Below are 13208 nucleotides of genomic sequence, written 5' to 3'. Positions count from 1 at the left end.
CGGGGAGTACAGTCGTTTTCGCCTTACTCCGCGGTTTCGGCCTCCGGCCGGTCAGGCAGCTGGCGCACGTAACTGCTCGATAATCCGAACAGCTCCAGCATTCGGTTGTATTGATCCTCGGTTACGCCCGAAGACGCCGTGCCGCCTTTTTTCAGCGGGTAATACGTGCCGTCTTCGTATGCCGTGCCGGGAATGAACAGCGTATCGCCCGTGATCAGGGAACCGGAAGGCCAGTAGTAGCGTTCCGGGATCATGTTCTCGCCCTGGTTGAGCAGATCCTGGCCGAAGTGGATATGGTTCTCCAGGGAGACGCCCAGCAGATTGGCGGCGGTCGGCAGAATATCGACTTGCGCGCCGAGCTGCGTCTGAACGTTGTCCGCCTTCGCGCCCGAACCGAGAATCATGAACGGAATGTTCGGCATGTCGCTATAAGTATAGTCGTGGCCGAAGATTTCTTTTGCCAGCTCAAGGTCGCGTTCATCCATCGAATGCAGCGGCAGGCCGAGATGGTCGCCGTAAAGCATCAGCATGCTGTCTTCCCACAAGCCTTTTTCCTTCAATTCGTCGATCAACAGGCCCAAGCAGTAATCCGCGTAATTTTGCGCCCGGATGTAATCGCCGACGAGCGTGTCTTCATACCGTTCCGGCAGCGTCATTTTGTATTTGTCTTCCGGAATGGTGAACGGATGGTGCGCGCTCATCGAGACGATCTGCGCGTAGAACGGCTGATCGGATGCGTCCATTTTTTGCAGTTCGTCGGTTGTTTTGTCATACAAGACTTCATCGGAAGCGCCGAAGAATAGCGTATCGTCCGTACCGAAGAATTCTTTATCGTAATACTTGTCGAAGCCGAGCGCCGGATAGAGCTGGTTTCGGTTCCAGAAGGTGACGTCGTTGGTATGGAAAGTAGCCGTTTGATAGCCTTGTGCCTCCAACAGCTTCGGCAGGCTCGGCAGTTCCTTCTCTCCGTAAGCGATCACGGCAGCTTTGCGCGGCGGGATGTAGAACGACGTATTGACGGTAAATTCGGCATCCGACGTGTTGCCTTGCCCCGCGCTTTGGTAGAAGTTCGGGAAATACAGGCCCTGCCCGGTCAGCTTGTTCAAGTTCGGCGTGATTTCTTGGCCGTCGATCTTGAGGCCGACCATGAAGTTTTGCAGCGATTCCATTTGCAGGATGATCAGGTTTTTGCCTTTCGCCGAACCGTAGTAGACCGGGTTCTCGGGCGTCGTGACGCCTTTCAGTTTATCGATTCTTTCTTGCGAAATCTCGTCGAGCGGAACGGGATCGTCTTCGCGGTCGGTCAGCAGCGTGTAGGCTTCGTAATTCAAAATGCCCATCTTCTCGGCTTTGACGACTTCGTTCATGCTGGCGCGGTTCGGCCAAACGTTCATCGTGCACAGCACGAGCGAGACGATCAGCACGCTGCCCCATGCGCGCCGGCTCATTCGGTGCTGCACGATGGTTTTACGCCAAGTGCGCGCTTTTTTGCTCATGAAGAACCAGACGCTGAGCACGATGATATCGGTGAAGATCAGCAGATACTGCGGCGACATCAGGGAAAAGACGCTGTCGCTGACCTCTACGGCTTGACGGCCCTGATCGAGTGCATGGTAAGTCACAAGGTTACCGTAATATTTGAAATAGATGATCGCCGTAAAGAACAGCGCGGTCACAAACAGATTGGTGACCATGTACCACAACAATTTACGTTTGGTCGCCAACCATTCCAGCAAGCAAAAAATGATCCACAAGAACGGAATTTCCGTCAGCAGCGGCCCCCATAGAGGCGTGTCTTCGAAAATCGGTCCCCAGGCGATATAGCCCTTGACCAATAGGATGAGGGTAAAAAGAACGAAAGGTTGGGTCAGCAGCGACCGCCAATTTTTTATCGACTCCACGATGCAAAGCTCCTTTTCTATATACTTCGGATTACGAAAATAGGAGAGGCGACGGGGATTCCCCCAGCCGAAAAACCAGTTATATAGGGATAAACCGTTTCGCGTGATTTGTCCCATTTTCTGGCTAATGCGCGATAAATCCTTAGCTATTATGCTCCCGGCGGCAAAAGATGTCAAAAACGTTTCCGATTCCTTCGGAATTTGCTCAAAAAGCTGGCGATTCCGGCCGATAGAAGTTAAAATATCGTTAGAATAGTAACCAGTCTTCATTAAGCGCTCCCGATCGCACTCATGCGTCGCTTCGTGCCGTTTCGTTTATGAAGATAAGGAATCGGTGCACGGCGCCGTACTTCAAGGAGGGAATCATGAAAAGAACGCTCTTCAGCCTGCTCGCAGCATCGACTTTAGTAATGACCCTGCCCGCCGCAGCGGATGCCGCTCCCGGCAAAGTCGACCGCCCCGTCAATCTCAGGTCGGCCCCGTCGGCATCCGAGGGCAGCGTATACCGTACCTTGCAGCCCGGCACCAAGCTCGAAGTGTTGGACGGGTCCGATACGTATTGGCTTAAAGTTCAGGTGGCAGGCAAAACCGGCTACGTGTCTTCTTCTTATGTAACCTACACCAACCCGTCGGCTGCTGCGCCGAAAGCCGCTGCTTCCGCGAAGACGCAATCGGCTTCTTCGAATCAAAAGTCCTCTTCCTCCGTGAAGCAGGCATCCGCTCCGGCTGCTTCTGCTCCTTCGAATGTGAAGCCGGCTGTGGAAAAACCGGTTTCTAGCCCGGCGGTTGCCGCAGGCAGCGGCGTAGTCACGAAGAACGTCAACTTCCGCTCCGAGCCTGTATCGGGCAGCGACGTGTATCGCGTATTGTCCGCAGGAGAAAGTTTTACGGCAGTCGAACTGACGAACTCGGCTTGGCTCAAAATTACGGACAGCAGCGGCGTGACCGGCTACGTCTCGACGGGTTATGTCACGTACGCGCTTTCAGGAGCGGTGTCGTCCGCACCGCCGGCGCCCGCGGCAGAGGTTCCCGTCGCGCCTCCGGCGCCGCCCGTCAGCATTCCTTCGGTACAGCCGGAGATTTCGACGCCTGCGCCTGCGGAACTCCCGTCCGGCAGCGCGATCACGCCCGATACCGCTGATCGCGTGATCGAGAATGCACTTGCTCTGCAAGGCATTACGCGCTACGGATTCGGAAAAAGCGAAGCTCCGGTTCTGTTCGACTGCTCCTCGTTCACCCGTTATGTATTCGGTCTTGAAGGGGTAAGTCTGCCGTTCGGAACCGCTTATCAGAAAGACATCGGCATCGCGGTCGAAAAGGATCAGTGGCAAAAAGGCGACCTGTTGTTTTTCTGGAGCAGCGTTCCCGGCCTGATCGGACACGTAGGCATTTACGACGGAAACGGAAATCTGGTACATAACAGTGCCAGCAAGGACGGGGTAGCCATTTCGCCGCTCGACCTTAAATACTGGCAGGATCATTACGTATCGGCAAGACGCGTACTTCAATAATCGCAAATTTTAGTCGATTTAATCAAGTTTGTCCTTTTGCCTTTGATCAGGTAACGGGTCACTTCAGGCGGCTTTCGCTCTTGCGGCGAAGGTCGCTTTTTGCTTTGGAAGGATTTCGGAACGTCGGGTATCGGCTATAATAAGATAGACGCGCCAAAAAACGTTTTGGTCTGCATGAAAACGAAAAAATCGAAAAATGTTCAAAAAGAATCGACGATCATCTTCCCGGAAAGGGGGAGTTTGCATGACTTATACCGTGAAAACGTCTGTTCGCCCGCTGGTGGAATACGTTTTCCGCAGCGGCAGTCTGGAGTCGGGGACGCGCTTCGGCAATGCCTTGCAGGAAGGAACGCGCATCCACCGCGAAGTCCAGGAGAACTATGGAGAGAACGACCGCAAGGAAGTCTTTTTAAAAACGGAATTATCCTGCGCCGCAGGCGAGCTGCTCATTCAGGTGGAAGGGCGTTCCGACGGCGTGCTGCTCGGCGAAGACGGCATCTACACGATTGACGAAATCAAGTCGACGTCGGAGACTCCCGAGCAGATCGAAGGCGGGCGCGACGTGCACTGGGCGCAGGCAAAATTTTATGCGTATATGCTGGCATTGGAGATGCAGCTTCAAAAAGTCGGCGTGCGATTGACCTATGTGCATAAACCGGGCGGCGAACGAAGCGTGCGCGAGACGTCGCAAACGATGGAGGAGCTGACCGCTTTCGTGCAGGATGTGGCCGAGCGGTATGCGCCGTTCGCGCTGCTGCTCAAAAAGCGCGAGGAAAAGCGCAATGCCGCGGCGTCGGCGCTCGGCTTTCCGTTCGGCCATTACCGGGAAGGGCAGCGATTGTTCGCGGGAGCCGTGTTCAAAACGGTCCGCGAAGAAAAAAATCTGCTGGCGCGCGCGCCGACCGGAACAGGCAAGACGATCTCCACCCTTTTCCCGGCCGTCAAAGCGATCGGAGAAGGTCTGATCGGTCGTATCTACTATCTGACCGCCAAGACGACTACGCGCGCGGGCGCGGAAGAAGCGCTGAACCTGCTGGAGAAAAGCGGCGCTTATTTAAGCTCGGTGACGATCACGGCGAAGGACAAGGTTTGTTTCAAAGAAGAAGAGGATTGCGCGGGCGGACAGTGCCGCTTCGCGATCGGCTACTATGACCGGATCAACGACGCGCTTCAGGATTTGTTCGAGCACGAGACCCGCGTTACGCGGGAAGTGCTGGAACACTATGCGCGCAAGCATACCGTATGCCCGTTCGAATTTTCGCTGGATGCGGCGTATGCGGCGGATGTGGTCGTTTGCGACTACAACTACGTATTCGATCCGCGCATCTCGTTCAAACGTTTGTCGGACGAGCAGCGCAGCAAGTCGGCGCTGTTGATCGACGAAGCGCACAACCTGGTCGAACGCGGACGCGAGATGTTTTCGGCCGAGCTGCTGAAGTCCGCTTTTTTAGAAATCAAGCGCGCGTATAAAGGGGTTCACGAAGGCGTGCGCGGTGCAGCCGAACGGGTCAACGCTTACCTGATTCTCTTGCGCAAGCAGGCGGGGGAAGAAGGTCGCTTCGTCGGAAACGAGCCGCCGGAAGTCATGTTTAAGCTTTTGGAGCCGTTCGTGGACCAGGCCGAGCATGCGCTGGTGACCGTGCACGGCAGCGAATCGGAGGAAGAGCTGTTGGAGGCGTATTTCGCTGCACAGACTTTCCTAAGGATCGGACGGCTGTACGGGGATCAATACGTGACTTACGTGGAAACGGACGGCAGCGAGGTGAAGATGAAGATGTTCTGCCTCGACCCGTCGGAGCTGCTGCTTCAGGCGTCGAAAAACTACCGTTCCGCCGTCTACTTTTCCGCTACATTGGCTCCGCTCGGTTTTTACCGGGAAATGTTGGGGGCGGCCGAGGACGATTACACGCTGTCGATCCCGTCGCCGTTCAGCCCGGAGCAGCTCGAAGTGACGGTGCTGCCTTACTCGACGCGCTTCCGGGACCGGGAAAGAACAAGGGATGCGTTAGCGGCGGCTTTGGCGGAGACGGTGAACAAGCGTCCGGGCAATTATTTGTTCTTTTTCCCGTCCTATGCGTATTTGCAGGAGATTCGGCAGGCGTTCGAGACCCGAATCGATCGGGAGCACGTGGAAATCCTCGGACAGGAATCGGGCATGTCGGAAGGGGAACGCACCGGATTTCTGGACGCGTTCTCTACAGGTAGGGACAAGACATTGGTCGGTTTTGCCGTCATGGGCGGCGTGTTTTCGGAAGGGATCGACCTGGCAGGCGACCGTTTGACGGGCGTAGCGGTCATCGGCGTCGGCCTGCCTCAGATCGGTCTGGAGCGGGACATCATTCGGGACTATTACAACGAGCGCGGCCGGAGCGGGTTCAACTATGCGTACGTCTATCCGGGCATGAACAAGGTTCAGCAGGCCGGAGGACGGTTGATTCGAACGGAGGAGGATCACGGAGTGCTGATTCTGGCCGACGACCGTTTCCTCCAGGAACCCTACCGTTCTCTCCTCCCGGACGAATGGGGGACGCGATGACCGTTTTTCTTGGTTGAAAAAGGTCCTATTCGGTGGGGAAGCTGGGGGCGCTGCGGGAGAAATTCGTTCAAGATGCTGTCTCGCGCAGAAAGCTTCCAGCTTTCCGCGCTCAAAGGCATCTTTCACTGAATTTCTCCCTCCGCTGTCGCTTCCGGACAGAATAAGAGCTTTTTAAAGGCGAAACCCTTCATCGAAAATGATGAAGGGTTTTTACTTTCTCTTCTCCCATCAAACCTATCAAAAAAGTCCAACGTAGCTGGAAGCGAGAAGACGGAGAGAGAAATTCAGTGAAGGACGCCTTTGAACTTGGAAAACTTCCCTATTCAATTCCAATCCAGTTTTCCAAGTGAGACAGCGCCCTGAACGAATTTCTCTCGCAGTCTTCTCGCTTCCCCCGCCGAAGAAACTTTTTCCCACACTCCAAATGTCAAAGTTGACATTCATCGTTCACGGGAATACAATTAGGTAGCTAATAGATTGCATACCTAAATATTAGCCGACCTAAATATTTATTTTTTCCTCAAAATGGAATGAAGGACATTCGATAACGGAAGAAGGAAAGCATCATGGAATCGCGCATAAGCCCTTTGGCGCGGGAATTGCTGATTACGATTCGGCGATTTCGTCATGGGGGGAAGAAAAAACATTCCGGTCCGATCGCGGGGCGCAAGCAAAGCGAAGGCATGCTGCTCATGGTGCTTCGCAATCACGTGGAGGACGGCGAGCCGGGCATCATGGTGTCGGAGCTGGGCCGGATTTTGGACGTGACTTCGCCGACGGTGACCCAGTTGATCAAAGGATTGGAGTCCGACGGGCTCGTCGTTCGCGGCAGCGATCCTTCCGATCGGCGTGCCGTGCGGATCACGTTGACGGACGAAGGCGTACGCGTCACGGATTCTTTTATCCGGGAAATGGAATCGATGGTCGGCGGGCTGGCGGAGTATCTCGGGGAAAACGATACGCGGACGCTGATCCATTTGCTCGGGCGCACGCACGATTACTTTGCCGAACGTCAGGCGCGAGAGCTGGCCGAAGAGAAAGAAGAGTTTGTCCAAGAAAGGGACGCAGAGGCGTCCGATAAAGGAGAGAGACCGTTATGATGAAACTGTTTCGCATGCTTAAGCCCTACCGGGTAGGCGTCGTGTTCGTCCTGCTGGCCGTATTCGTTCAAGCGTTGACGGAGTTGTTCCTGCCGACGCTGATGGCGGATATCGTCGATGACGGCATCGCCAAAGGAGACATCCCGTACATCTGGCAAATCGGCGGGTTGATGCTCGGCGTGGCACTGGTCGGCATGGCGTGTTCGATCGTGGCCAGTTACTTGTCCGCCAAAGTCTCGATGGGCTTCGGCCGCGATTTGCGCAGCCGGGTGTTCTCGCACGCCCAACGTTTTACGTTGAAAGAATTCGATAAATTCGGTACGGCGTCGCTCATCACGCGGACGACCAACGATATCACGCAGGTTCAGCAGGTTCTGATCATGCTGCTCCGCATGATGGCGATGGCTCCCATGATGATGATCGGCGGCATCATTATGGCGGTATCCAAAGACGCGAAGCTGTCGTTGGTGCTGGTGGTCGTCATTCCGGTATTGGCTTTGCTGATCTTGGTGCTCGGCCGAAGCGCGCTGCCGCTGTTCAAAGCCATGCAGAAAAAGATCGACAAGCTCAACCTCGTCCTGCGCGAAAATTTGACGGGCATCCGGGTTATACGGGCTTTCGGCCGCGAAGACAGCGAGCGCAAACGCTTCGACGCGTCGAGTGCCGACTTGATGGAGACGGCGATCAAGGTCAACAAGCTGATGGCGGCGATGATGCCGGCCATGATGCTGATCCTGAACTTCTCGACGATCGCGATCATTTGGTACGGAAGCCACCGGATCGACGCCGGGGAGATGGAACTCGGCAACCTGATGGCCTTTATCCAATACGCGATGCAAATCCTGTTCTCGCTGATCATGGTATCGATCATCTTCGTCATGGTGCCGCGCGCATCGGTATCGGCAGGACGGATCAACGAAGTGCTGGACGCCGTTCCCGATATCAAAGACTCCCGTTCGCCTAAATCCGTCTCGGAACGCGGGCATCTGGAGTTCCGAGACGTGTCGTTCAGTTACGAAGGCGCGGAAGCCCCGGCTATCGAGCATATTTCGTTCGAAGCAAGACCGGGCGAAGTGACGGCATTGATCGGCGGAACCGGGTCAGGGAAGTCGACGTTGGTGAACCTGATTCCCCGTTTCTATGATGTTTCGTCAGGCAGCATCCTCGTAGACGGCGCCGATATCCGGGAGCTTCCGCAGGAAGCGTTAAGGCAGAAAGTTGGCTATGTGCCGCAAAAAGCGCTGTTGTTCACGGGCAGCGTGGAAGAAAATATCCGTTACGGCAAAGAAGACGCGACCGACGAGGAAGTTCGGGAAGCGGCTCGGATCGCCCAAGCCGCGGAATTCATCGACGGCCTGGAAGAAGGCTACGGCGCTCCGGTATCGCAAGGCGGGTCCAACCTGTCCGGCGGTCAAAAGCAGCGGTTATCCATTGCGCGCGCGCTTGTTCGTCGTCCGGAAATTTATATTTTCGACGACAGCTTCTCCGCGCTCGACTTCAAGACCGACGCCAAACTGCGCGCCGCGCTGAAGACGGAAATCAATGATGCCACGGTTCTGATGGTTGCGCAGCGGGTCAGCACCGTCATGGATGCGGACCGGATCATCGTGCTTGACCAGGGGCGCATCGCGGGTATGGGCACCCATAACGAGCTGATGCGTACCAGCGAAGTCTACCGCGAAATCGTGTCGTCGCAGCTGTCCGAAGAAGAGCTGGGCGCACAGGTAGGAGGAAACGTACATGAGTGAACAAAAACGCAATGCTGCCCCACGCAAAGGACCGGGTATGGGCCCCGGACCGGGCGGTCCCGGCGGAATGGGCATGCCGGTCGTCAAAGCGAAAAATTTCAAAGCCACGTTCAAGCGTCTTGCGGGCTATCTGGCTCCTTATAAATATCATCTGCTCGTTGTTCTGATTACGGCGATCTTGAGCACGGTCTTCAATATTTTGGGTCCGAAAGTCATGGCGAAAGCCGTGACAAGGCTCAGCGAAGGCGTCATCGCCAAAATGCAGGGCATTCCGGGAGCCTCCGTCGACTTCGAGTATATCTGGCAGATCGTCATGATCCTGGCCGGGCTGTATGTCGCCAGCGCATTGTTCGGCTATATTCAACAGTTCGTCATGGCGGGCGTCGCGCAGCGTACCTCGTACGGTCTGCGTAAAGAAGTCAAAGAAAAGCTCGACCGCCTGCCGCTGAAGTATTACGACAACCATCCGTACGGCGACGTACTGAGCCGCGTCACCAACGATATGGACAATATCAGCAACACCTTGCAGCAAAGCTTGACCCAGATTATCACCTCGCTCGTGACCATTATCGGGGTGATCATCATGATGCTGACGATCAGTCCGATCATGACCCTGATTACGGTGCTGACGATTCCGCTCAGTCTGATCGTCGTCATTATGGTCGCCAAGCGTTCCCAGAAGCATTTCGCGGGTCAGCAGCGTTCCCTCGGCGACCTGAACGGACACGTCGAAGAAATGTACAACGGCCACCGCGTCATCAAGGCTTACGGACGCGAGGACGACTCGCAGAAGAAATTCGAGACTCACAACAAAGAGCTGTACGAGTCGGGCTGGAAAGCCCAATATATCTCCGGATTGATCATGCCGCTCATGTCGTTTATCGGCAATATCGGCTATGTCCTGATCTGCGTGGTCGGCGGTATCTTCGCGACCAACGGCCGGATCAGCATCGGCGACATTCTGGCTTTCATTCAATATGCCCGCCAATTCTCCCAACCGATCACGCAAACCGCGAATATCGCGAACGTGATCCAGTCGGCGATCGCTTCGGCGGAACGCGTATTCGAAATTCTGGATGAAGAAGAACAGTCGCCGGACCGCAAACTGGAACGTCATTTGTCCGGTAACGGCGCCGTAGCGTTCGAACATGTCCGCTTCGGTTATTCGGAAGAAAAACCGCTGATCAAAGACATGAGCATCGACGTGGCTCCGGGTCAGACCGTCGCGATCGTAGGCCCGACCGGAGCGGGTAAAACGACGCTGATCAACCTGTTGATGCGTTTCTACGAAATCAACGACGGCACGATCCGGATCGACGGCGTGGATACGCGCGAAATCGACCGCGACCGCTTACGCGGCCTGTTCGGCATGGTTCTGCAAGATACCTGGTTGTTCGGCGGAACGATTCGCGAAAACATTGCCTACGGACGCGAAGGCGCGACCGAGGAAGAGATCGTGCGCGCCGCCGAAGCGGCCCGCGCCGACCACTTTATCCGCACGCTGCCCGAAGGCTATGACACCGTACTGAACGAAGACGCGTCCAACATCTCGCAAGGTCAAAAGCAGCTTCTGACCATTGCCCGCGCCGTACTGGCCGATCCGCGCATCCTGATCCTCGACGAAGCGACAAGCAGCGTCGATACGCGGACCGAAATCTTTATCCAACAAGCCATGGGCGAACTGATGCAGGACCGCACAAGCTTCGTCATCGCCCACCGCCTGTCCACGATCAAAGGCGCCGACCTGATCCTCGTCATGAACCACGGCGAAGTGATCGAACAAGGCACCCACGACGAACTGCTTGAAGCCGGCGGCTTCTACGCCGACCTCTACAACAGCCAATTCTCCGAAGAAGCCGTTTAATTTGATCCCTTGAACTTAGCACGTTCAAACCGGAGGTTGAGCCGAACGCGCATGCAACAAGCGCTCGGTTCCTAACCTCCCCCAAAAAAGAACCGGCACACTCTGCCGGTTCTTTTTCATGCCCGAAAGTCCTGCCCGTAATCGAAGCGAAGACGGCGGAGGGGGAAATTCAGTGAAAGACGCCTTTGAACCCGGAAAGCCTCTTCCTCGAATCCTTCTATCAGCTTTCCGGGTGAGACAGCGGCTTGAACGAATTTCCCCCGCAGCCCCCGCTTCTTTTACGAATAGGACTTTCCAAGCATGAAAATGCCCCGGCCACCCCGTGCCGGTTTTTTTTCACTCTCCTAATGGATTTCGCATATTTATTCGATATAATTAAGAAAAGGTTTTACTTGCCTCAAGCAAGAGCATTTGAATAAAAATATCATAACGCAAAGTGGGTACCGATTTATGATCTCTGTCCTTTTCACAGGTTTAACGGAGAATTGGAACGGCATGCTTGTCGTTCTGTCGCTTTCGGTCGCCCTGCTCTCCGCCTATTTAGGCCTCGGTTTGGCTACGGCAAACAGCCGATCGGGCAAAAGGTCGAAGCGACTATATCCGGCTGTCGCAGCTTTGGTTCTCGGAACGGGAACCTGGTTGGTCCATGTTATGAGTCTGCTCTCGTATCATCATCGTATTTCGCTGCACCATAAGCCGTCCGTCGTTATTGCGGCGATCGCGATAGTGAGTTTATCCGCATACATAATGTTTTCGTTGTTCGCCAAACAGAAGCCGCTAACAAGCCGGATTGCAGGCGCAGTCTTCGGTGTAGGCGTTACGTTGATGTCCGCGCTCGGTTTGTTTGCCCTCCGGCCCGAATGGGTCGTGGATATCGACACGGTTGTCGGCATTTTCTCTGTGGCGATCTTGTTTATTGCTTGTTATTTTGCTTTATACGTATTAGGGAATTTTCACCGTTCAACCGGATTTAGCTTATCCAAGCCCGTAGCGTCATTGATTCTGGGTACGGGAATTTTCGCCATGCAGTATACGGTTCTGGGGTCGCTGCGCATTGACGGCTTGCATTCCGCGGCCGCCGTGCTGGGTTACACCGGCGTGCCTTCGCCCTATTTTATCGCCGGAGCATCCGCGTTGATCTCGATCATTCTGGCGATCACCTGGATTTTCATGGTGTTTGAACGCCGAAAGCTCAAGCAAATTGCCTTCCTTGATCCGCTGACGGGCCTTCGCAACCGCTATGCCCTTGCCGAAGAAGCCGAACGCAGATTGGCCGAGGAACGACTGGGTTCGATGGTGCTCATTAATCTGGACCGCTTTAAGGTCATCAACGATACGCTTGGCCGCGATCTTGGCGATCTGCTTTTGGCACATGCGGCGCAGCGCATCCGTACGCGTATCCACGAGCGAGAAGCGCTGTTCCGCATGGACGGCGATGAATTTTTGCTGGTCGGCGCGGAAAAAGATCCTCATCTGCTGCTGGAGAAGGTCACCCGCATGTTGGAGGAGATCAGCCGTCCGTATATGATCGAAGGCAACGAGTTATACGTCACGGCGAGCGCGGGTATCAGCTTGTTCCCGATTCACGGACGGGATCGCGCCGCGCTGTTGAAAGCAGCCGACGCGGCTTTGTATCAGGCCAAGGCATCGGGCAAAGACAAAACGGTATTTTTCAATGCCGGAATCGGCGGGCAGCTCAGTCGGAAGATGGAGCTTGAAAAAGACCTCCGACTCGCGCTCGAACACGGACAGTTTTTTATCGTGTATCAGCCGAAATGGGATGCGCGCCGCGGGAAAGAAGCCGGATTCGAGGCTCTTCTGCGCTGGCGTCACCCGGAAAAAGGCGTCGTCTCGCCGGGCGAGTTTATCCCGATCGCGGAAGAAACCGGTTTGATCGTACCCATGACCCGCTGGATGCTGGGCGAAGTGTGCCGATTGAACAAGCGCTGGCATGACGAAAGCAAGTTTCAGGTATGCATTTCGGTGAATATGTCGTACCGCGTTTTCGAGAGCATGACGATATTCGACATGGTCGACGAAGCCTTGCGTTCAAGCGGACTGCCAGGTCCGATGCTCGAACTGGAGATTACCGAATCGATTGCGATGAAAAACATGGCGATCACGCTCTCCCAGCTTCAACGCGTGCGCGATCTCGGCGTTCAGGTGTCGATGGACGACTTCGGAACGGGACATTCGTCGCTGGGACGACTGGATGAAATTCCGGTTGATACGCTCAAGATCGATCAATCCTTCGTCAAAAGCAGCGATCTGGCTTCCAAGCAAGCTTTGATTGTCGGCATTATCGGCATTGCAAGGCTGCTTGACCTTGAGGTGGTAGCCGAAGGCGTCGAGACCGCCGAACAAGCAGAGTTCTTGCTTTCGCGCGGATGTATTTTAATGCAGGGTTATTATTACGGGCGTCCCATGCCGCCCGAGGAAGTAGAAGCCGGAGCATGGCGAGTCAACACGGCTCCAAACGGTGCGGTTCGAGCAGATTAGTGACATCGCGCAGCGATATCCCATAACGGTTATACATAGAAGTAGACAC

At 55.1% G+C, this 13208-nt stretch carries 7 protein-coding genes; 6 read left to right on the top strand and 1 reads right to left on the bottom strand.

What is annotated here, in order from left to right; all coding sequences use genetic code 11:
- Nucleotides 1-23: 23 nt before the first annotated feature.
- The gene (locus tag HRQ63_RS17815; RefSeq protein ID WP_229714325.1) at nucleotides 24-1901 is read right to left on the bottom strand and encodes an LTA synthase family protein; all 1878 of its coding nucleotides are present in this window, start codon (nucleotides 1899-1901) and stop codon (nucleotides 24-26) included.
- Nucleotides 1902-2266: 365 nt separating this feature from the next.
- Here HRQ63_RS17815 and HRQ63_RS17810 point away from each other — a divergent pair, with 365 nt between their 5' ends.
- The 6 genes from HRQ63_RS17810 to HRQ63_RS17785 all read left to right on the top strand — a co-directional run bounded on the left by HRQ63_RS17810 (nucleotide 2267) and on the right by HRQ63_RS17785 (nucleotide 13159).
- Nucleotides 2267-3412, top strand: a complete 1146-nt coding sequence (locus HRQ63_RS17810) for a C40 family peptidase (protein WP_172246289.1) — start codon at nucleotides 2267-2269, stop codon at nucleotides 3410-3412.
- A gap of 244 nt (nucleotides 3413-3656) precedes the next feature.
- Complete coding sequence (locus HRQ63_RS17805; protein ID WP_172246287.1) at nucleotides 3657-5948, top strand: helicase C-terminal domain-containing protein; 2292 nt, start codon at nucleotides 3657-3659, stop codon at nucleotides 5946-5948.
- 566 nt (nucleotides 5949-6514) lie between these two features.
- Nucleotides 6515-7048, top strand: coding sequence for a MarR family winged helix-turn-helix transcriptional regulator (locus tag HRQ63_RS17800; RefSeq protein ID WP_229714326.1), 534 nt, complete (start codon nucleotides 6515-6517; stop codon nucleotides 7046-7048).
- Nucleotides 7045-8796, top strand: a complete 1752-nt coding sequence (locus HRQ63_RS17795) for an ABC transporter ATP-binding protein (RefSeq protein WP_172246285.1) — start codon at nucleotides 7045-7047, stop codon at nucleotides 8794-8796. Before HRQ63_RS17800 ends, HRQ63_RS17795 begins: the two co-directional genes overlap by 4 nt.
- Nucleotides 8789-10660, top strand: a complete 1872-nt coding sequence (locus HRQ63_RS17790) for an ABC transporter ATP-binding protein (protein WP_172246283.1) — start codon at nucleotides 8789-8791, stop codon at nucleotides 10658-10660. The genes HRQ63_RS17795 and HRQ63_RS17790 overlap by 8 nt, the downstream gene beginning before the upstream one ends.
- Nucleotides 10661-11155: 495 nt before the next feature.
- Entirely contained in the window at nucleotides 11156-13159 is a 2004-nt protein-coding gene (locus HRQ63_RS17785) for a putative bifunctional diguanylate cyclase/phosphodiesterase (RefSeq protein ID WP_172246281.1), read from the top strand.
- The last annotated feature ends 49 nt before the right edge of the window (nucleotides 13160-13208 follow it).

This window comes from Saccharibacillus endophyticus, from assembly GCF_013185185.1.
Lineage (GTDB): Bacteria > Bacillota > Bacilli > Paenibacillales > Paenibacillaceae > Saccharibacillus > Saccharibacillus endophyticus.
Note: the sequence above shows the minus strand (reverse complement) of the source record. Positions and strands in the feature narration are given on the sequence as shown.

What these genes read in the sequence shown, in the direction of transcription:
- HRQ63_RS17805 (WP_172246287.1), top strand. Translation starts at nt 3,657, where the DNA reads ATGACTTATACCGTGAAAACGTCTGTTCGCCCGCTGGTGGAATACGTT.
- HRQ63_RS17785 (WP_172246281.1), top strand. Translation starts at nt 11,156, where the DNA reads ATGCTTGTCGTTCTGTCGCTTTCGGTCGCCCTGCTCTCCGCCTATTTA.
- HRQ63_RS17810 (WP_172246289.1), top strand. Translation starts at nt 2,267, where the DNA reads ATGAAAAGAACGCTCTTCAGCCTGCTCGCAGCATCGACTTTAGTAATG.
- HRQ63_RS17800 (WP_229714326.1), top strand. Translation starts at nt 6,515, where the DNA reads ATGGAATCGCGCATAAGCCCTTTGGCGCGGGAATTGCTGATTACGATT.
- HRQ63_RS17790 (WP_172246283.1), top strand. Translation starts at nt 8,789, where the DNA reads ATGAGTGAACAAAAACGCAATGCTGCCCCACGCAAAGGACCGGGTATG.
- HRQ63_RS17795 (WP_172246285.1), top strand. Translation starts at nt 7,045, where the DNA reads ATGATGAAACTGTTTCGCATGCTTAAGCCCTACCGGGTAGGCGTCGTG.